Genomic DNA, 20,391 nt, shown 5'->3' on the forward strand with positions numbered 1-20,391 from the left:
TCTGCTAGGTACCCGCACGTAGGCCTCAGAGGTTGCCCCGCAGAAATCTGAGTACTGACTACTGGTGCGCCACAGCCGGGCACCCGATTGGATTGGGGGAACGCAAGGACTGGTCCTCGAAGAAGGCACACATGGCTAACACACTGTCCGGGCCACTGCAGGGTTCCCCCTTCACCAGGTCCGGAAACACTCTTGGGGCTTCTTCCGCCGTGGGAGCGTCCCGATGAGCGAACTTCTGGTGATTGCGGCCGGAGGGCTGGCACGTGAGGTGCTTGCCATGGTCCGGAGCTTTGGACTGTATGACGTCATAGGGATCCTCGATGATGACGAAGACAGGAATGGCCGCGTGGTGGATGGGGCGCATGTCCTTGGACCGATACGCGACGCCTTGGAGTTTCCGCACGCCAAACTTCTTGTCTGTATTAGCTCTGGGAGAGCGCGCGAAAACGTTGTGATGAGGCTGCGCAACCTGGGCTTGGACGAGGACCGGTACGCCACAGCCATCGACCCGTCCGTGCACCGCCCGGATGGATGTCACATCGGAGTGGGGAGCGTCCTCCTCGCCAACGTTACTATGACAGCTTCTGTGTCCTTGGGTCAGCACGTAGTTGCCATGCCCGGGGTTACGTTCACCCATGACGACGTGGTGGCCGACTTCGCCACCTTCTCCGCTGGTGTTTCCCTGGGCGGAAACGTCTCGATTGGCCGGGGCGCGCACTTGGGCATGAACGCCAGCATCCGCGAACACAGGACTGTTGGGGCTGGTGCAACGATCGGAATGGGTGCGGCCGTGCTGAATGACGTTCCGGCGGGCGAGAGCTGGGCGGGTGTTCCGGCCCGCGTTATTCAAAGAAGCTCAACAAACCTAGAGCTGGAGGATATGCAATGACCACGATGCATCCCCCTCCTCTGGAAACCCCGATCAAGGTGACTGTGGTGGTTTCGGCCTTCAATGACGGCCACCGCCTGGAGGACACAGTTGCCAGCGCACTGTCCCAGGAGGGGGTGGACGTTGACGTCATCCTTGTTGACGACGCCTCGACCGACGGTACGGATCGGCTGGTGTCCTGCCTGGTAGCCGGCGATGAACGCATCACAGCGGTTTTCCATACTGTTCATTGGGGGCGCATCGCGACCTGGAACGACGGACTGTCCAGAGCCACTGGCCGCTATGTGACGATTGTGGCGCCGGGGGAGTGCCTGGCACTCGGGTCCTTGGCGCGTGCAGCAAGGTTGATGGAGTCGAACCCAAGGGTAGGGATGGTCCACGGACGCTTTGGCCACTTCACAGGCCCGCAAACATCTCACGGCTCCCGTCCACGAGCAAGGTGGTCGGTGTGGGCCGGGACTGTTTGGCTCCGCCTGGCCTGTGCCAGGGGGCGTTCCATCATTCCTTCTTCAGCAGTGATGATGCGGATGGAAGCCGTACTTCATACGGGAGCATTCAATTCAGCCCTGACCAACAGCGCGACCTTGGAATTTTGGCTCCGAATGGCCGCGACCTGGGACGTAGGAGAAATCAAGGGCCCCCTACAAGCTCACTACGGCGAACTCTACGCGAACCATTTGCTGCTGAGCTCTGAGCCGACTGAGAACCTAAAAGATCAGCTCGCCGCGTTCCGCGTGCTGGAGGGCAGTGCCGTGGCGATACCGGTTGAAGTCCGCCTTAGGCATCTGCGTCGGGCGGAGCAGGCTCTGAGCGAAGAAGCCTTGAGACTGGCTCGCCATGAGATCTCGCAGGGAGGCTTGAACGCAGCCACCGAACTCCGGCGCTTTATCGAGGCGCTTCATACGGTGCCTGGAAATATCCACAAGGCAAACGCGCTCCAGGCCGACATATTGCGTGCCTCTCGACGCGAACGCACCATCGTAAGCCATTCTGCAGCAGCCTCCGGCAGGCAGCGCCTGACTGCTGCCCGCTTGCGTCTGCGAAGGTTCACAGAGGCTGTGAACTAAGCTGAAACGTCCTCGAGAGCGCGTGCAATCTCAGCCGGCAGCGCTGTCAATTGAGCGTCCAGTAGCTCCTTGAGCTGAACGGCGTTCCTCGGACCAACAATTGCGGTGGCCACGCCCGGCCGGGAGAGCAGCCAACTGAGGGACACGTCCATTGGTGTCCGGCCCAATCCGCGGGCTGCCATTGCCACGGCCTCCACCACACGGGACGGCCGCGACTCGAGATACGGCTCGACGTAACCGGCCAAGCGGCTCTGTGCTGCACGTGAATCGGCAGGAATCTGGCCACGGTATTTACCGCTGAGCACTCCGCGGCCCAAAGGCGCCCACGTCATGAGCCCCAGTCCGGCGTCTTCCACCGCAGGGATGAGTTCTTCCTCGGCTTTACGCTGAACCATGGAGTATTCGGACTGGTTGGCCACGAGCGTGAAGCCGGCTACGGCGGCTGCCTTGGCCGTCTGCCAACCGTTGTAATTGGAGACCCCTACGTAGCGGGCACGTCCGCTCCGCTGTGCAATTTCCAAAGCCGAAAGAGTCTCCTCCAGGGGCACGTTCGGATCCCAATCGTGGGCGAACCATATGTCGATGTAGTCGGTGCCGAGCCTGGCGAGGCTGGCATCAAGTGCGGAGAGCATCGCTCCCCGGGAAGCGTTGACGCTGCGCCTGGAGTCCGAAGACGACACGCCGGCTTTGGTGGAAATCACAATCTCGGAACGGGCCACGACGTCGCCCAGCATGGATCCCAGCATGGCTTCTGCCCGGCCTTGCGCATAGGACGCTGCAGTGTCCACAACAGTGCCGCCGGCGGCAACGAATTCATGGAGCAGTTCAGCCGCATCCTGCTCGTCGGTTTCCTGGGCCCAGGACATGGTGCCAAGGGATAAAGAGGACACGCGGAACCCACTGTTTCCGACATAACGCTGCTGCATAGCAGTTAGCTTACGGGGAGTTTGCGGACTTCATGACGTAGGGTCTATTCACGTGAACTGGATAGAAGCAGCTTTGCTGGGCCTGGTACAGGGCCTTACCGAATTCCTCCCGATTTCCTCGAGTGCACACCTGCGCATTGTCGGCTCGTTCCTTCCGAATGCCGCAGACCCAGGTGCAGCATTCACGGCCATTACGCAGTTGGGAACTGAAACCGCCGTCATCGTCTATTTCTGGCGTGACATCGTGCGGATCGTCAGGGCTTGGTTCGGCTCCCTCAGTGGCAAGGTCGAGCGCAATAATCCGGATGCCCGCATGGGTTGGCTGGTCATCCTGGGCAGCTTGCCGATCATTATCCTGGGCTTACTGTTCCAGGACCAGATCGAGTCGGTGTTGCGCAGTATGTGGATCGTTGCCACCATGCTGATTGTCTTCGGCATGATTCTTGCTGTTGCCGATGCCATCGGCCGGCAAGAGCGGGACCTCACGCAACTGAGCTATAAGCACGGCATCCTCTACGGCTTCGCGCAAGCCATGGCGTTGATTCCGGGCGTTTCCCGCTCCGGCGGCACCATCACAGCCGGCCTCCTCATGGGCTACACCCGTGAAGCAGCTGCCCGGTATTCCTTCCTCCTGGCCATTCCAGCAGTGTTCGGCAGTGGCCTCTACCAGCTCTATAAGACCGTGACGAACGAGGGCATTGCTGGTCCCTACGGCCTCCCGGAGACTGCGTTGGCCACAGTGATCGCTTTCGTGGTGGGTTACATCATCATTGGTTGGTTCCTGAAGTTTGTCTCCACCCGCAGCTACAGGCTGTTCGTTTGGTACCGGATACTCCTGGGCCTGGCCTTGTATGTCCTGCTCGGTTTCAATGTGATCAGTGCCTAGCACTAAGGTTGAGTCGTGAAATCGTGGACCTCCCGCCCTGTTCCTGAGCTGCCCGGCAGCATGCCGCAACTACGGCTGTACGACACAGCCCTCGGCCGTGTGGTGGATGTCGAGAGACAGCCGGAACAGTCAATGTACGTCTGTGGCATCACGCCGTATGACGCTACCCATATGGGACACGCAGCCAGTTACGTGGCATTCGACCTCCTGAATCGTGCCTGGCGCGATGCCGGCGTCCGGGTGTCCTACGTCCAGAACGTCACGGACATCGATGATCCCCTCCTGGAACGCGCCACGGCAACAGGCGTGGACTGGCGTGACTTGGCCCAGAGCCAGATCGAGCTGTTCCAGTCAGACATGGACGCCTTGAATGTCCTCGCACCGAACCACTACATCGGGGCAGTCGAGGCGATCCCGGACATCGTGCCCGCCATCGAGCAGCTTATTGCCGATGGCGTTGCCTACCGCGTTGCCGGTTCCGGAGGAGAACCCGACGGCGATGTCTACTACGACGTCGAAACTGCCGGTAAGCGCTCGGATGCCACAGACGCCTGGACACTGGGCGATGTCTCCGGGCTCGGCGAAACGGAAATGCTGGAACTCTTCGCAGAGCGCGGTGGCGACCCAGCCAGGGCGGGCAAGCGGCATGCCTTGGATCCCTTGCTCTGGCGCGTTGCACGGGACGGCGAACCGAGCTGGCCCGGAGCTACCTTGGGCGATGGCCGGCCGGGTTGGCACATCGAATGTACGGTGATCGCGCAAAAGTACCTTCCCGCCCCCTTCACTGTTCAGGGCGGCGGCTCTGATCTGGTCTTCCCGCACCATGAAATGGGCGCAGGCCATGCCTACTCCTTGTCCGGCGTTCCGCTGGCGCGCCACTACTCACACGCCGGCATGGTGGGCTTGGACGGCGAGAAGATGAGCAAGTCCAAGGGCAACCTGGTACTTGTCTCAAAGCTGCGCGCTGCAGGGGAGGAGCCGGCGGCGATCCGCCTTGCCATCCTTGCCCACCACTACCGCTCGGACTGGTCTTGGACCGATGCGGAGTTCGCCGAAGCCAAGGACCGGCTCACACAGTGGCGTGCTGCCTTGGACTGCGCGCCGGCCGGATCCGCTGCAGGACTCATATCTGCCATGCGCGATGAACTTGCAAACGACCTCAACGCTCCTGGCGCAATCGCCGCCGTCGACTCTTGGGCGAAGGAAGCGATTCGCACTGCCGCTGAGAAGTCGGAGCAGGATACCGCCCTTGTTACCGACGCCATTGATGCTTTGCTCGGGATTGAGCTCTAAGCTACCCGGAAAACCAGCAACGGCCCTGACATCGCGTCAGGGCCGTTGTTGGTTTTCTGAACCTTAGGGACGCTCTTTTCCGCGTCGCTTCAAATACCGCTCGAACTCGCGGGCAATCGATTCACCGGACGCCTCCGGGAGATCAGCGGTGTCCTTCGCTTCCTCCAGTTGCCGCACATAAGCAGCAATCTCAGGGTCTTCCGTGGCGAGCTCGTCCACTCCGCGCTCCCAAGCCTCCGATTCTTCAGCCAACGCCTGGCTGTCCAAGGGAACCTGGAGCAGATCCTCGATCCTGTGCAGGATCGCGAGCTGCGCCTTGGGGGAGGGCGGCTGGGCAACGTAGTGCGGAACTGCTGCCCACAGGGAGACCGTGGGCAGCCCTGCCAGCATTGCGAACTCTGCGAGCACACCCACGATGCCCACAGGCCCTTCGTACTGGGACGCCTCCAGGTTGAGGCGCTCCCGCAGGGAACTGTCCTCGGTGGTGGTGCTGACCGGAATTGGACGACTGTGAGGCACATCGGCCAGCAGGGCCCCCACCAAAATCACGGAGTCCACCTTGAGTGCTTCGGCATGGACCAGTAATTCGGTGGTGTAGGCGCGCCAGCGGTATGAAGGTTCGGTACCGAGCACCAGGACCACGTCAACGTTGCTGTCGGGAACTTCAGCCTTGTAAATGCGCGTCGACGGCCATTTCACCTTCCGGGCACCTGAGGACGTGCGCCGCACGGTTGGCCGCGTGAACTGGAAGTCGTAGTACTCCTCGGCGTCCACAGTGGCGACCTTCTTGCCGTCCCAGAGCTTGTTCAAATAGTGCAGCGCATCGCTAGCGGCCTCACCGGCGTCATTCCAGCCCTCAAACGCGGCGAGCATTACGGTGACACGCTGGCCGTCCGCGGGTTCCTTGAGGAAACGCTCGGGCTCCGCGGTGATGTCCTGTCCTTCGGGGGTCCCGTCCACACTGTTCATCCACTCACCCTACGTCCAAGACCCTCGTGGATGCATGGCATTTCACACCGAAGCGTGTCCGGGATTCGCCCAGAGCGCAACGGACGAACAGGCGCCCGCCAGGTTCCACGTAGACTGGAAACCATGCATTCGTTACCCAGCCAGCCCCTCCTCAAAGCCGTGCTCTGGGATATGGATGGCACACTCGTGGACACCGAACCCTACTGGATCGCCGCGGAGCGCGCGCTGGTGGAATCGCACGGCGGCACATGGTCCCACCAGCAGGCCATGCAATTGGTGGGGCAGTCCCTGCTTCACTCGGCTGCCGTTTTGCAGGCCGCAGGCGTAAGGCTCGAAGCCCGTGACATCGTGGACACGCTGAGCGCAGAAGTCATCGAGCAGGTCCGCAAGGAAGTTCCGTGGCGGCCCGGAGCACGCGAACTGCTGGATGAACTCCACCTTGCGGGCATCCGCTGTGCCTTGGTGACAATGTCGGAGGGCCCTTTGGCCGGCGTCGTGGTGGAAAGCCTTCCCAAGCCCTACTTCGAATTCATGGTGACAGGCGACACCGTCACCAACGGCAAGCCGCACCCGGAGGCCTACCTCACCGCCGTAGAACGGCTCAGGCTGGATGACCCGTCCGTCACCATTGACCACTGTGTTGCCTTGGAGGATTCCATTCCAGGCGCCACAGCCGCCATCGCATCCGGTGTTGTGACAGTAGGAATTCCCCATCAGGTTCCCCTCCCGGAAGACCCCCGGATGATCGTGTGGCCCACGTTGGCGGGCCGTACCGCGCCCGATCTTCAGCAGCTCGTGGCTGACCGTTTCGCCGCAGCAAACCTGCTCGAAGGGGCTAACTAGGTGAGCAGCCCCTCCACACAGCAGCACTCGCAAACCAAAAAGAAGGACGGCATCCCCCTCGGACGAATCGCCGGCATTCCGGTCTACTTGGCTTATTCGTGGTTCATTATCGCTGCCTTCACGGTCATCGTTTACGGCCCGGCGCTGCTGGTTCGGACGCCCGAACTCGGCATCGGAGCGTACTTCGTCGCCTTGGGATACGCCCTACTCCTTGCTGTTTCCGTGCTTGTCCACGAATTGGCGCATGCGCTTAGCGCAAAGGCCTTCAACTGGCCGTCAGAAAAAATTGTGCTCAACCTTTGGGGCGGCCACACCCAATTTGAGAACTTCACCGCCTCACCGGGTCGATCAGTAGTAGTCGCCCTGGCTGGACCTGCCTCCAACTTTGTCTTGGCTGCCGGGATGTGGGCCGTGATTTCCACCGGCGTTCTGAGCGGCGTCCCGGACACCCTCGCGAACATCCTGATGTGGGCCAACCTCCTGATCGGGTTGTTCAACGTCCTTCCCGGATTGCCCTTGGATGGGGGCCGCCTCGTGGAATCCGCAGTATGGAAAGCCACTGGTAGCCAGGACAAAGGCACCATAGCCGCTGGCTGGTCCGGGCGCGCTATTGTCGCCGCGTTGGTTATCTGGTTCATTGGACTGCCGCTCATCCAAGGCACACCCCTGGACCTCAGCCTCATACTCATTACCGTGCTCGTCTGCGGTTTCCTCTGGATGGGCGCCTCGAGCTCCATCCACCATGCGAAGCTCCGCAGTCGCCTGTACTTGGTCAGTGCCGCCGGGTTGGCTGAGCCCGCAGTGGGCGTGCCGAACTCAGCCTCGGTATCAGATGTCCTGGACATTTCGCCGGCAGGCACTCCCGCGGTCGTGATTTGCGGTCCTGACGGCAAACCGCAGGGAGTTGTGGATTTCAGCGCAACACTCGCCGTGCCGGCAGCAGCTGCCACGACGACGCCTGTCACCGCAGTGGCGCATGCCCTGGCCGCCGGGGCGTACGTCCCCGAATGGTCCAAGGGGCAGGAATTGATCCAGTACTTGGCTCGGCTGGAGGGCGGAGAATACGCTGTGGTTGATCACAACGGAATCGTCACCGGGCTGCTCCGCCAGCAGGCCGTAGTGACGGCCATAACAGGTAAAGAAGCACGTAAGCGCGGCCGCGCCTGACTGCCTTGCCGGTAGAGTTACATGCCGGCGGATATACAAACAAACCCATTGATTTTTTGGCGCCCACCAGCCGGTTACACACCGCGGCCCAGCCGTACAGGAGCGAGGAACACCACATGAGCAGCGAAACCGCCGCCCCCGCAGCAACCACAGGCACTGACGAGCCCGGTACCGGCTCAACAGGTCAGCCGACGGGCGCTGCACGACGCCGCGGGCCTTTCCGTGTGGGCGAGCGGGTCCAGCTCACGGACGAGCGTGGGCGCATGAACACCATCACCTTGGAGGTGGGCGGAGCTTTCCATACGCACCGCGGCTTCTTGAACCACGATGAAATCATCGGCAAGGTGGATGGCTCGGTGGTTAGCAACAACGTCGGCCAGCAGTATCAGACGTTGCGGCCGTTGCTCTCAGACTTCGTTCTGTCCATGCCCCGTGGTGCCGCTGTGGTTTATCCCAAAGATGCAGCCCAGATCGTCACCATGGCCGATATCTTCCCTGGCGCTCGTGTTGTGGAAGCCGGAGTGGGCTCCGGCGCACTCTCCATCTCCCTGCTGCGTGCAGTCGGCGACGGCGGATACCTCCATTCCTTCGAGCGTCGCGAAGAGTTCGCCGACATCGCCAGGGGAAACGTTGAGACCATCTTCGGCGGACCGCACCCTGCATGGCAGATCTCCCTGGGAGATTTCCAGGAAGAGGTAGTCAAGGCCGAGGCACCGGGGTCCGTGGACCGGGTTGTGCTGGACATGCTGGCGCCGTGGGAGTGCTTGGACGCCGTAGCTACTGTCCTGGCTCCAGGCGGTGTCTGGATCAACTACGTAGCAACCGTCACCCAGTTGTCCCGTACTGCCGAAGCCATCCGCGCTGACGGCCGCTTCACCGAGCCGGACGCTTGGGAATCGATGGTTCGTGGCTGGCACCTCGAAGGCCTTGCTGTCCGTCCGGACCACCGAATGGTCGCCCACACCGGATTCCTGCTGGTCGCCCGCCGCCTTGCTGATGGCGTCACAGGAATTTCCGTGAAGCGCCGTCCTTCCAAGACCGAATTCAGCGAAGAGGACCTCAACGCCTGGACCCCTGCTGCAGTGGGGGAGCGTTCCGTCTCGGACAAGAAACTGCGCCGTGCAGCACGTGATGCTATCGCCGGGACCAACGTCCAGGATGATCCCTCAGTCACAAACTGAAAAGGTCACAATAGGGTTCGCATTCCGAATGTCACCAAGCACCCTGAGCTTTTCGGGACTAAGGTCTTGTTAAGCGCAGGAAGGGGCTGATGAATCGTGGATACGTCAAACAATGACCTTGGACGGCCGTCGCCGGAAGAAGCAAACGACGCAGCGGAGAATACGGCAAACCGGGGGATTGGCGCTGTTCAACCGCCAGAGACCTCGAGTGAGCTGACTGTTGCTGAACGGCAAATCAACATCCTCCGGGACAAGCTTCGCCACATCGACCGCCAGTTGGCAGCCGCGACCCAGAACAACGGCAAACTGGTCAGCATGCTGGAAACGGCCAAAGCTGAAATTCTTCGTTTGAAGGGCGCCCTGGAGCAGGAGGGCCAGCCTCCTTACAGCTTCGGTACCGTGGTTCAGATCAACCCACGGAAGCAACCGTCAGCCGGCAGTTCAGGGCAGGCGGCCACCGAAGAGTCCGTGGATATCTTCAACGCCGGCCGCAAGATGCGCGTGGGAGTCAGCCCGCTCGTGAACCTCAACCAGCTCGCTGTAGGACAGGAAGTCCTGCTGAACGAGGCACTCCTGGTAGTGGCCGGGCTCGGTTACGAACGCGCCGGCGAGTTGGTCACCCTTAAGGAAATGCTGGGCAAGGACCGGGCATTGGTGGTCGGCCGAGCCGACGAAGAGCGTGTAGTGAGGCTGTCCGGCGCGCTCCAAAGCGTTCATTTGAAAGTGGGCGACGCGTTGTCGCTCGATTCACGGACCGGCTATGCACTGGAAAAAGTCCCGCGCGCCGAGGTGGAGAACCTCGTCCTCGAAGAAGTTCCGGACATCACCTACCAGGACATCGGTGGCCTTGGACCGCAGATCGAGCAGATCCGCGACGCCGTTGAGCTGCCATTCCTCCATCCGGACCTCTACCGTGAGCATGGTCTGAAGGCCCCCAAGGGCATCTTGCTCTACGGCCCTCCGGGCTGCGGCAAAACCCTGATTGCCAAGGCAGTAGCGAATTCGCTCGCTGCCCGGGCTGCGGAACGGGCGGGCAACACCGATCTCAAGAGTTACTTCCTGAACATCAAGGGCCCGGAGCTCCTTGACAAGTACGTGGGTGAGACCGAGCGCCACATCCGGCTGATCTTCTCCCGCGCCCGGGAAAAGGCTTCAGATGGCAGCCCCGTGGTGGTCTTCTTCGACGAAATGGATTCCTTGTTCCGCACCCGCGGTACGGGGGTGTCGTCCGACGTCGAAACCACCATCGTGCCGCAGCTTCTTAGTGAAATCGACGGTGTGGAGCGCTTGGATAACGTGATCGTGATTGGAGCCTCAAACCGTGAGGACATGATCGATCCCGCGATCCTCCGTCCCGGTCGCCTTGACGTGAAGGTTAAGATCCAACGACCCGACGCCGAAGCCGCAGCCGACATCTTCGCAAAGTACATCACCACTGACCTGCCCTTCCACCCTCAGGATTTGGCTGAATATGGAGGCGACGTGCAGGCCACCGTGGATGCCATGGTCCAGCGCACCGTGGAGGCCATGTACTCCACGGAGAAGTCCAACGAGTACCTCGAGGTCACCTATGCCAACGGCGACACCGAAATGCTGTACTTCAAGGACTTCAACTCCGGCGCCGTAGTCCAGAATGTGGTGGATCGGGCCAAGAAGTATGCCATCAAGGATTTGCTGACGAGCCATCAAAAAGGTCTTCGGATCGATCACCTGCTTCGGGCCGTGGTGGATGAATTCCGTGAGCATGAGGACATGCCAAACACCACCAACCCGGACGACTGGGCACGGATTTCGGGCAAGAAGGGCGAGAGGATCACCTACATCCGGACCATTGTTCAGGGCAAGGCAGGCCAGGAGCCTGGCAAGTCCATCGAAACCACCGCCAACACAGGTCAGTACCTGTGACGGCAAGGCCCGAGGCTTCACCCGCAGAGAAGCTTCCCGCAGGCGGCGCCATGCGCGTCATGGGTTCGGAAACTGAATATGGGATCCACGCACCGTCAGCTCCGGGAGCTAACGCCACCATGATGTCCGCAAGGATCATTCAGGCGTATGCGACCGTTACCCGCCAACGCGCGGCGGGCGGCGCGGAAACGCGGTGGGACTACACGGACGAGGAACCGCTGCACGATGCCCGCGGCTGGACACTGGATAGGGCAGCAGCGGATCCCAGCCAGCTAACGGACCAGCCGCCAGTGCTCGACGCCGAAGCGGTCGCCTTGGCCTACGGCCGGCAGGAGTTGGAACTGGACGGCGCTGACGAGTCCGGTTCCCTGCTGATGAACATGGTACTCGGCAATGGGGCCCGCCTTTACGTCGACCATGCGCATCCTGAGTACTCCAGTCCGGAGGTCACCAACCCGCGCGATGCCGTGGCCTGGGATGCGGCGGGTGACTTGGTTGCGCTGGCCACAGTCCGGAAGGTCGCGTCCGACACCGCGCTTCCCCCTATCAACCTGTACAAGAACAACACCGATAACAAGTCTGTGTCCTATGGCTCGCATGAGAACTACCTCATGCCGCGCTCGGTTCCCTTCGGTGACATCATCCGAGGACTGACACCGTTCTTCATTTCCCGGCAGGTCATCTGTGGTGCAGGCAGGGTGGGGATAGGGCAGGACAGCTCAACCCCCGGCTACCAGATCAGCCAGCGCGCGGACTTCTTTGAAGCAGAGGTGGGGCTGGAAACAACCATCCGCCGGCCCATCATCAACACCAGGGACGAGCCACACGCCACAGCGGACAAGTATCGTCGCCTCCACGTGATCATTGGTGATGCCAACCTCAGCCAGGCTTCGAATTTCCTGAAGTTCGGAACCACCGCCATGGTGCTGAGCCTTATTGAGGCGGGACAGGCTCCCCGGATCGAAGTTCATGAGCCCGTCCAGGCCCTCCAAGCCATCAGCCACGACACCACCTTGGCCGTCACCGTAAGGCTCCTCGACGGAAGACGCGTGACAGCACTCGACCTCCAATGGATGTATTTCGAGGCAGCCGCCAAGCTGGCCCAGGAAACAGGCGTAGCAGATTCAGTCACTGGAGACGGTCATACCCATCAGGTTTTGTCCCATTGGGAGTCCACGTTGACAACTCTCGGTACAGATCCTGATGCTGCCGCCTCCTCGGTTGAGTGGGTGGCCAAAAAATCATTGCTGGAAGGCTACCGGAACCGCGACGGGCTGGCGTGGGACGATGCCCGTCTCGGCCTGGTGGATCTTCAATGGTCCGACATCCGGCCCGAGAAAGGCCTCTACTACAGGTTGCTTTCCAGGGACAGGATGAAGCGTATTGTCGACGACGGCGACATCACCCGGGCAGTCACCGAACCGCCGTCGGACACCCGGGCTTACTTCCGCGGCCGGTGCGTATCCAGTTTCGGCAAGGACGTCGTTGGCGCCAGCTGGGACTCAGTGATCTTCGATGTTCCAGGGCTGGGGAAATTGCAGCGAGTGCCTACACGTGAACCCTTGAGGGGCACACAGGCTCTGACCGGCGCACTTTTTGACCGCCACACGGATGCTGCTTCATTCCTGGCCGAATTGTTGGGTCAGACGCCACCGCCGGTGCGGGGTTGACGGATGCCCCGCCACAGGACTATTCGTGCCGGGTCAAAGCCGTCCGCAGCACCGGTCCGCGTGGCAATATTGCATTAGGAGGTCTCCGTCTTCAGGAGACTGACAGTAGGGAGAAAGAAAATGGCAGCACAGGAGCAGCAACAACCGCAGTCACGGGACACCGAGACCGAAGTGGACGTACCGGAGGCACCCCCGGCAGCACCCGAAGCGCAGGCTTCGGAAGCGACGCAGGGCGTGGATGACCTCCTCGACGAAATCGACGGCGTTCTCGAATCGAACGCTGAAGAGTTCGTCAGGGCGTTTGTCCAAAAGGGCGGCCAGTAGGCGGACCCGCCAGAGGATGTACTGCCCGGCCGGCGTGAGGCCGCCGGGCATCGGAATGCAGAGTCGAAGGAGTGCAGCAATGCAGGACCCATCAACCGGCCCCCTGGCCACCCAGGCAACGTCTTCTTTCACGGAGCATCTTCAACGCTCGCGTCCCGAACTCCTTCCATTCACTCAATCGTTACCCGCCGGCATGGTCCCGGCCTCGCCGCACGCCACCACGATCGTGGCCTTGACGTACGCCGGTGGTGTGCTGATGGCCGGGGATCGCCGCGCCACCATGGGCAACATCATCGCCAGCCGGCACATCGAAAAGGTATTTCCGGCGGACCAGTATTCAGTCCTCGGCATTGCCGGAACTGCCGGCTTGGCAATCGATATCACGCGGCTTTTCCAAGTGGAGCTGGAGCACTACGAAAAGATCGAGGGCACCCTCCTCAGCCTCGTCGGCAAGGCCAACCGACTGGGCGCTATGATCCGCGGAAACCTGCCCATGGCAATGCAGGGCATGGCAGTCGTTCCACTGTTTGCAGGCTTCGACCACGTCTCCGGCGTCGGCCGCTTGTTCTCCTACGACGTCACAGGCGGCCGCTACGAAGAACAGGAGCATCACTCCGTTGGTTCCGGTTCCGTATTCGCTCGGGGTGCCCTGAAGAAACTGTGGAAGCCCAACTTGTCAGAAGAAAACGCCGTGGCAGTGGCTGTTGAAGCCCTCTACGATGCCGCCGATGACGACTCCGCCACCGGTGGACCTGACCCTGTCCGGCAACTGTGGCCGGTGGTGTATACCGTCGACCGTGCCGGCAACCGGCGCGTCCCCGAACGGGACCTGGCCGCGATAGCCGGCACGATTGTCGAATCGCGGGCTGCCGCAGGACGGGAGGCCTGACATGACACAGCAGTTCTATGTCTCTCCCGAGCAGCTGATGAAGGACCGTGCGGACTTCGCGCGGAAGGGCATCGCCCGCGGACGTTCTGTTGTGGTCATCAGCTGCGCCGACGGCATCGCATTGATCGCCGAAAACCCTTCACCGTCCTTGCATAAAATCGGTGAAATCTACGACAAAATCGCCTTCGCGGCAGTGGGTAAGTACAACGAATTTGAAAGCCTCAGGCAAGCCGGCGTTCGCTACGCCGATGTCCGCGGTTATTCCTATGATCGCGAGGACGTGACCGCGCGCGGCCTTGCCAGCGTTTATGCACAGAGCCTCGGAGCTGTGTTCACGGCCGAGCAGAAACCGTTCGAAGTGGAGTTGGCGGTGGCCGAGGTCGGCTTCACCCAGGAACAGGACCACCTCTATCGGCTGACCTTTGATGGATCAATCGCCGATGAGAACGGCTTCGTGGTCATGGGCGGGCTTGCCGACCAAATTTCCGACGTCGTCAGCGGGGCCTGGGAGCCGGAGCTCAGCTTGGCGGGGGCCATGCAATTGGCACTGCGTGCCTTGGCCACGAATAAGGAAGTGGAAGAACTGCCCGCTACTGCCGTCGAAGCCGCCGTGCTCTACCGGGCTTCGGAAAGCAACCGCGGATCCCGCAGGGCGTTCCGGCGGCTGCTGCCGGATGATATGACCCGGTTGCTCACAGAGGAGAGCTGAGATGGATAAACGGATTTTTGGCATCGAAACGGAATTTGGAATCTCCTATTCCAGTCCGGATTCACGCCCGCTGGCTCCTGAGGAAGTTGCCAGGTACCTGTTCCGCAAGGTGGTCAGTTGGGGGAGGTCCTCCAACGTATTCCTCACCAACGGTTCACGGCTGTACCTTGATGTGGGCTCCCACCCTGAGTACGCCACGGCCGAGTGCGACGACCTTGCCCAGCTCATCGCCCATGACCGGGCGGGCGAACTTATCCTGGACGACCTCGTGGACGAGGCCCAGGCGAGGCTAGCGGCAGAGGGCTTCAATGGCACGGTCTACCTCTTCAAGAACAACACGGATTCAGCCGGGAACTCCTACGGCAGCCACGAGAACTACCTCATACCGAGGCGCGGGGAATTCTCCCGCTTGGCCGAGATCCTGATTCCCTTCCTGGTCACACGGCAGCTGATCGCCGGCGCCGGCAAGGTTTTGAAGACCCCGCATGGTGCCACGTTCGCTTTCTCCCAGCGCGCCGACCACATCTGGGAAGGCGTTTCCTCGGCCACCACACGGTCCCGGCCCATTATCAACACACGCGATGAACCGCATGCGGATGCGGAGTTCTACCGCCGCCTCCACGTGATCGTGGGCGACTCCAACATGTCCGAGACGTCCGCGCTGCTCAAGGTAGGCACAGTGGACCTTATCCTCCGCATGATCGAGGCGGGCGTCATCATGCGGGACATGCGCATGGAGAACCCCATCCGCAGCATCCGCGAAATTTCCCACGACCTTACGGGCCGCGCACTGGTCCGATTGGCTAACGGACGGCAACTCACTGCACTTGATATTCAGCGGGAGTACCTGAACAAGGTCACGGACTTCGTGGCCACGAACGGCGCGCACAACGCCCACGTACCGCTCATCCTGGACTTGTGGGAGCGGACTTTGAATGCCATCGAGAGCGGCGACACCAGCACCATCGACACCGAAGTGGATTGGGCCATCAAGAAAAAGCTCATGGACGGCTACATGCGCCGCCATGACCTCAGCCTGGATTCACCCCGTATTGCCCAACTGGACCTCACTTACCACGATATTTCGCGCCAGCGCGGCATCTTTTTCCTCCTGCAGGCGCGCGGCGCAGCACGCAGGCTGGTCACGGAAACCGACGTCAAGGATGCGGTGGACGCACCTCCGCAGACGACTCGGGCAAAACTTCGGGGAGACTTTGTGCGGAGAGCGCAGGAGCTTGGCCGCGACTACACAGTGGACTGGGTGCACCTGAAACTTAACGACCGCGCCCACCAAACGATCCTGTGCAAAGATCCTTTCCGCAGCGTGGACGAACGAGTGGATGCACTCCTGGACTCAATGGGCTGACGGCCTCTTTAAGCTGGCTCCCAGCTTCACGGGCTATTCTGGATAGTGGTCTCTTCCCGAGATCCACCTTGCTTGGATGCGCTACGCGCCTTTCCGAGTGTCCCTTTGCCCCGACGAAAGTGTCTTTTTGTGCGCCGACTCCTAGCAATACTTCTTCCCGCCCTCCTGCTCATTACCGCCTGCGGTGGGGAAAGCACTCCGGCCGCCGAGCCCACCAGCAAGTCAGTTGGTGACGTCTCCAAGCTCGACTCCCTGAAAGTGACGGACAACGGCAACGACAAGGCGCCCGCCCTTGAATTCTCCAAGCCGCTGGCTGTGACGGGACCCACCGTCAAGGTTGTCAGTGAAGGCGAAGGTGAGCCCGTAAAGATGGGTCAAATTGCCGAACTGGTGTTCGTCGCAGTGGATGGTACTGACGGCAAGATGCTTGAGGACGGTTACACCAAAGGACCCCAGCCGATTGAGCTCTCCGAGCAGATGAAAACCGGCAATGAGCTGATCTTCGACGCCATCATTGGCGCCAAAGTCGGCAGCCACGTTGCTATCGCGGCTCCGGGCAACTCCTCGGCAACGGCACCGGCGTCCACACAACTGGTGGTATTCAAGATCGCCTCGGCCAAGGACGCACCCGGCCTGTTGAGCAAGGAAGAAACCGAGCAGCTGGACAAAGACGGCAAGCTTCCCAAGGTGACCTTTGACGACAAGGGCGTGCCTTCCGTGGAGATCCCCAAAACTGATGTGCCTGCCGGTCTTTCAGTCAAGGTCCTGTCCGAGGGCACCGGCGAGGAGCTGACGAGCTCTGACACAATCGATGCCAACTACAGTGGCTGGCGCTGGGAAGACAGCACCAAGTTCGACTCCAGCTATGACCGTGGGGAGGCCGCTACCTTTGGCCTGAACCAGGTCATCAAGGGCTGGACGCTTGGCCTTACGGGCCAAAAGGTGGGTTCCAAGGTTCTTTTGACGATTCCCACGGATCTCGCCTATGGGGCGAACGCAGCTGCACAGGGTAAGCCCGCCGGTCCGCTGGTCTTCGTCGTCGAGATCACCGGCAAAAAGTAGATCCCAGCCAGGTTCTGGCTAAGCTGGTTCCTGAAACTTCTCCGTCCCTTTCACTAAGGAGCAACCATGTCATTTGGTCAGCGTGACTTCGACCGCACCAAGCCTGAAATCGACTTCCCTGAAGGCGACGTCCCCACGGACCTCGTTATCACGGACCTCATTGAGGGCACCGGCCCCGAGGCCAAGGCCGGCGACACTGTTTCCACCCACTACGTCGGCGTTGCCTGGTCCACTGGCGAAGAATTCGACGCTTCCTGGGGCCGTGGCGCTCCGCTCGACTTCCGCGTCGGCGTCGGCCAGGTCATCCAGGGTTGGGATCAGGGCCTGCTGGGCATGAAGGTGGGCGGCCGCCGTCGCCTGGAGATCCCCTCGGAGCTCGCCTATGGCTCACGTGGCGCTGGTGGAGCAATTAAGCCCAACGAGGCCTTGATCTTCGTGGTCGACCTCGTGGCTGTTCGCTAGGACTCAGGCTTCTTTCAAGGCGCGTTACCTTCCGGTTTTGCCGGCAGGTGACGCGCCTTGCTGCTTTCCCGCTGGTTTTTAGTAACGTAGCAACCGTGTCCGCATCCCGCACTGAACGTCTACTGAACCTGCTCTTGGCTTTGCTCAATACCAAAGTGGGCCTTCCACGTGCCGTGCTGCGCGAAAAGGTCTACCACGATTCAGCGGACAATGATGTCGCCTTTGGACGTATGTTCGAGCGCGATAAAGTGGACCTGAAGCAGTTTGGCTTTGAGATCGAGACCCTGACAGACCCGCGCAACTTCGGCGCGGATGACCCCGCCTCGACTCGATACCGGATCGGCAAGGACTCCAACCGGCTTCCTGAAGTGAGCCTGACTACGGCGGAGAGCACCGTGCTTTTGCTGGCGGCTCAGCTGTGGGAACGCGCTGCTCTGGGAACTGCAGCCGCTAACGCCGTCCGCAAGCTGCAGGCGGCAGGAGGCTTCACGGACGTAGACCTCCCTGCAGGCGTCCAGCCAAGGATTAAACCCGCCGGGCAAGCCTTCGACGACGTCGTTGCGGCCATGCACGGCAAGCACCCTGTCCGCTTCGGCTACCTCGCGGTCAGTACCGGCCGGGAAGAAGTCCGTGAAGTCGAGCCATGGGGGCTGGGCAGCCGCTTTGGTCAGTGGTACCTCGCTGGCTGGGATCGGGGGAGAGGGGCCAAAAGGCTCTTCAGGCTCTCACGGATGACTACTGCAGTGAGCGTTGTAACCTCGAACAGTTTCCAACCACCCGAGGGTTTCAGCGCCAGGGCGGAGTTGGACGCCCTCAATGAACTGCCCGTCCAACAAGCCACCCTGGACGTAGATAAGGACAGGCTGCTTGCCTTGCGCAAAAGGGCCGTGTCTGTTGAGGCAGCCCCGGATGCAAGCAGTCGTGACCGCATCACTGTGGAATTCCGGGATCCCGAGCAGCTGGCTGAGGAGTTGGCATCCTACGGCCCCCACGTCAAGGTGACGGGACCAGCAGAGTTGCGCACCGCCGTCGAACGTCGCCTCAAAGCTGCCGCAGACTTCGATGACGCTCCGCCCGTCCCCATTGAATTTCCCGAAGCCGGCCGTGCGCCCCGCACGCGCAAGCGCACCTCTGAAGACCAACTCGCCAGAATGCTCCAGTTGGTACCTTTCCTGGTTCACCACCAAGGCCTGCACATCCAGCAGGTGGCCGACCACTTTGGCATCAGCCGCAAGGCGCTGATTGATGACCTGAAGATCCTCATCTGCTCCGGGCTGCCCGAGGGGTACCCTGACGATCTGCTGGACATTCAATGGGAGAACGATCACGTTTACATCTCCGAACACCTCGATTTGAACCGGCCAGTGCGCTTCAGCGAAGACGAAGCGGCTGCACTGCTGACCGGGCTGGCCATGCTGGGCGATCTTCCGGCACTGGCCGGAATGCTTGAGGAGGAGTCGGGAAGCGCCCTGGAATCCGTCACCATCAAGCTGACAGGCGCTGCCGGACAGGCTGCACGATTGGCGGGCTCGGTCTCCGGCCAATCGGTGGCGCCGGAACAGTCACAGGCGTTCGCCACCATAACGCGGGCAATCCGTGAAGGCCGGCAATTGCGGCTCAGGTACTTCTCACTGCAACGCGACGAAGTGACTGAGCGTGACGTGGACCCCCTGCGGCTCTACTCGCTGGACAATACGTGGTACTTCGAGGCGTACTGCCACAACAAGGCGGGAATCAGGAACTTCCGGCTGGACAGGGTGGAAGCGTTGGAAACCAACGGCCGAGCCGTGTCCATGCCGGCAACGGCCGGGCAGGATTTTCCGGCCCGGCTGTTCACGCCCAGCGACGATGACGTTCAAGTTGTGCTCCAGCTAACCCGACAGGGGGCCGGATTGGCTGATGACTACTACGCCGAACGCATCGCTCCACTGCCCGACGGCGGCCTGCTCGCCGAAGTTCGGTTCGGCAACGCGAAGTGGCTTCCTATGTTCGTTTCGCAGCATGGCGGCACTGTTCGGATCCTCGATCCGGAGCACCTTCGGCAGGAAAGCCGCGCGTGGGTCGACGCGGCCCTGGCGCAGTACAACTCACCTTCGAGTACGAAGGCTGGCTAGACTACTCAGATGCCTTGGTGGTTCTGGATCCTGTTGTGGATCGCGCTTATAGCCCTGTCGTTGCTCTTGCACCTAACACTGGGCTATCGCCTGTACAAGAAATTCATGTCAACTGTTCATGATTTGGCTGCCGCGGGTAAACGTTTCAGCAACCTTCCTCCTTCCCGCGAAACCTCCGACGTTGAAACCGCCGAACCACGGCCCGCGCCGGGGTCCGCAATTTTTGCCACACCGGAACAGATGCGTCATGATTACCTGACGGCCAAAGCCTTCCGTCAGGAAGTTCGTCGTCAACGACGCGTCAAGCGCAAAGCCGAGCGGGGTCAACCCCAATCCCTGCACGACATTGAATTCAGATAGACGTAGGATGTATCCAAAAGGAAAGGACCTCCCCACATGAGGCTCGAAGGCTGGCATCTCATCATCATCATCGTCCTGGCTCTGGTGCTCTTTGCAGCGCCGAAGCTGCCGTCCATGGCGCGCAGCATTGGGCAGTCGATGCGCATTTTCAAGTCTGAGGTCCGGGAAATGAAGAAGGATGGTTCTTCCGAAGCCAAGGACTCGCAGGACGGTTCCGACGCCGTGGAAGGCAAAGTAGTGGGCCACCCGGACGTCAAGGCCAAGAACAACGGCGAGACTGACGTACCGCCCGCCAACCGCGTCTAAAGA

Annotated in this window: 20 protein-coding genes; 18 read left to right on the forward strand and 2 right to left on the reverse strand. The window is 61.1% G+C overall.

The genetic code is table 11. The annotated features are described in order from the left end of the window. The first annotated feature begins 223 nt into the window (after positions 1-223). Together ACIQTW_RS01025 and ACIQTW_RS01030 are read left to right on the forward strand one after the other, a co-directional pair. The gene (locus ACIQTW_RS01025; protein ID WP_402932756.1) at positions 224-889 is read left to right on the forward strand and encodes an acetyltransferase; all 666 of its coding nucleotides are present in this window, start codon (positions 224-226) and stop codon (positions 887-889) included. Continuing rightward, a complete protein-coding gene (locus tag ACIQTW_RS01030) occupies positions 886-1,956 on the forward strand; it encodes a glycosyltransferase family 2 protein (protein ID WP_402932758.1) in 1,071 nt (356 codons plus the stop codon). The genes ACIQTW_RS01025 and ACIQTW_RS01030 overlap by 4 nt, the downstream gene beginning before the upstream one ends. Here the strand turns inward: ACIQTW_RS01030 and ACIQTW_RS01035 are convergent. Beyond that, a complete protein-coding gene (locus ACIQTW_RS01035) occupies positions 1,953-2,882 on the reverse strand; it encodes an aldo/keto reductase (protein ID WP_402932760.1) in 930 nt (309 codons plus the stop codon). The two genes, ACIQTW_RS01030 and ACIQTW_RS01035, sit on opposite strands and share 4 nt — an antisense overlap. Before the next feature lie 52 nt (positions 2,883-2,934). On the opposite strand from ACIQTW_RS01035, the gene ACIQTW_RS01040 reads away from it, so the two are divergent. Together ACIQTW_RS01040 and mshC are read left to right on the forward strand one after the other, a co-directional pair. Next, a complete protein-coding gene (locus tag ACIQTW_RS01040; protein ID WP_402932762.1) occupies positions 2,935-3,768 on the forward strand; it encodes an undecaprenyl-diphosphate phosphatase in 834 nt (277 codons plus the stop codon). A 15-nt stretch (positions 3,769-3,783) separates the two neighbouring features. Then, the gene (gene mshC, locus ACIQTW_RS01045; RefSeq protein ID WP_402932764.1) at positions 3,784-5,061 is read left to right on the forward strand and encodes a cysteine--1-D-myo-inosityl 2-amino-2-deoxy-alpha-D-glucopyranoside ligase; all 1,278 of its coding nucleotides are present in this window, start codon (positions 3,784-3,786) and stop codon (positions 5,059-5,061) included. Positions 5,062-5,124: 63 nt separating this feature from the next. Here the strand turns inward: mshC and ACIQTW_RS01050 are convergent, their stop codons facing one another. Continuing rightward, positions 5,125-6,030, reverse strand: a complete 906-nt coding sequence (locus ACIQTW_RS01050; protein ID WP_054808090.1) for a PAC2 family protein — start codon at positions 6,028-6,030, stop codon at positions 5,125-5,127. Positions 6,031-6,060: 30 nt separating this feature from the next. Here ACIQTW_RS01050 and ACIQTW_RS01055 point away from each other — a divergent pair, with 30 nt between their 5' ends. The 14 genes from ACIQTW_RS01055 to tatA all read left to right on the forward strand — a co-directional run bounded on the left by ACIQTW_RS01055 (position 6,061) and on the right by tatA (position 20,388). Continuing rightward, entirely contained in the window at positions 6,061-6,873 is an 813-nt protein-coding gene (locus tag ACIQTW_RS01055) for an HAD family hydrolase (RefSeq protein ID WP_402932766.1), read from the forward strand. Next, positions 6,874-8,040, forward strand: a complete 1,167-nt coding sequence (locus ACIQTW_RS01060) for a site-2 protease family protein (protein ID WP_402932768.1) — start codon at positions 6,874-6,876, stop codon at positions 8,038-8,040. A gap of 116 nt (positions 8,041-8,156) precedes the next feature. Continuing rightward, positions 8,157-9,221: a tRNA (adenine-N1)-methyltransferase gene (locus ACIQTW_RS01065; RefSeq protein ID WP_402932770.1), complete on the forward strand. Its 1,065-nt coding sequence runs from the start codon at positions 8,157-8,159 to the stop codon at positions 9,219-9,221. A 96-nt stretch (positions 9,222-9,317) separates the two neighbouring features. After that, positions 9,318-11,126, forward strand: coding sequence for a proteasome ATPase (gene arc / locus ACIQTW_RS01070; protein ID WP_402932772.1), 1,809 nt, complete (start codon positions 9,318-9,320; stop codon positions 11,124-11,126). A 50-nt stretch (positions 11,127-11,176) separates the two neighbouring features. Continuing rightward, complete coding sequence (dop, locus tag ACIQTW_RS01075; RefSeq protein WP_402936157.1) at positions 11,177-12,796, forward strand: depupylase/deamidase Dop; 1,620 nt, start codon at positions 11,177-11,179, stop codon at positions 12,794-12,796. 120 nt (positions 12,797-12,916) lie between these two features. Further along, positions 12,917-13,120 (forward strand): ubiquitin-like protein Pup, encoded by a 204-nt coding sequence (locus ACIQTW_RS01080; protein WP_017200952.1) that lies wholly within the window; start codon positions 12,917-12,919, stop codon positions 13,118-13,120. Positions 13,121-13,199: 79 nt separating this feature from the next. Beyond that, complete coding sequence (gene prcB / locus ACIQTW_RS01085; protein WP_402932775.1) at positions 13,200-14,009, forward strand: proteasome subunit beta; 810 nt, start codon at positions 13,200-13,202, stop codon at positions 14,007-14,009. Position 14,010: 1 nt separating this feature from the next. After that, positions 14,011-14,718: a proteasome subunit alpha gene (prcA, locus tag ACIQTW_RS01090; protein ID WP_402932777.1), complete on the forward strand. Its 708-nt coding sequence runs from the start codon at positions 14,011-14,013 to the stop codon at positions 14,716-14,718. A 1-nt stretch (position 14,719) separates the two neighbouring features. Then, on the forward strand, positions 14,720-16,084 hold the full coding sequence (gene pafA, locus ACIQTW_RS01095) for a Pup--protein ligase (RefSeq protein ID WP_091470747.1): 1,365 nt from the start codon (positions 14,720-14,722) through the stop codon (positions 16,082-16,084). Positions 16,085-16,213: 129 nt separating this feature from the next. Continuing rightward, the gene (locus ACIQTW_RS01100) at positions 16,214-17,146 is read left to right on the forward strand and encodes an FKBP-type peptidyl-prolyl cis-trans isomerase (RefSeq protein ID WP_402932779.1); all 933 of its coding nucleotides are present in this window, start codon (positions 16,214-16,216) and stop codon (positions 17,144-17,146) included. Positions 17,147-17,212: 66 nt separating this feature from the next. Further along, a complete protein-coding gene (locus ACIQTW_RS01105) occupies positions 17,213-17,608 on the forward strand; it encodes an FKBP-type peptidyl-prolyl cis-trans isomerase (protein ID WP_017200957.1) in 396 nt (131 codons plus the stop codon). 95 nt (positions 17,609-17,703) lie between these two features. Then, positions 17,704-19,722, forward strand: coding sequence for a helix-turn-helix transcriptional regulator (locus ACIQTW_RS01110; RefSeq protein ID WP_402932782.1), 2,019 nt, complete (start codon positions 17,704-17,706; stop codon positions 19,720-19,722). A gap of 9 nt (positions 19,723-19,731) precedes the next feature. Continuing rightward, positions 19,732-20,082, forward strand: a complete 351-nt coding sequence (locus ACIQTW_RS01115; protein WP_402932785.1) for a hypothetical protein — start codon at positions 19,732-19,734, stop codon at positions 20,080-20,082. Between the two features lie 36 nt (positions 20,083-20,118). After that, positions 20,119-20,388 carry a Sec-independent protein translocase subunit TatA gene (gene tatA, locus ACIQTW_RS01120; protein ID WP_402932786.1) on the forward strand — a complete coding sequence of 90 codons (270 nt, stop codon included), beginning with the start codon at positions 20,119-20,121 and terminating at the stop codon, positions 20,386-20,388. Positions 20,389-20,391 lie beyond the last annotated feature (3 nt).

The sequence above is a fragment of the Paenarthrobacter sp. NPDC090517 genome, from assembly GCF_044769165.1.
Lineage (GTDB): Bacteria > Actinomycetota > Actinomycetes > Actinomycetales > Micrococcaceae > Arthrobacter.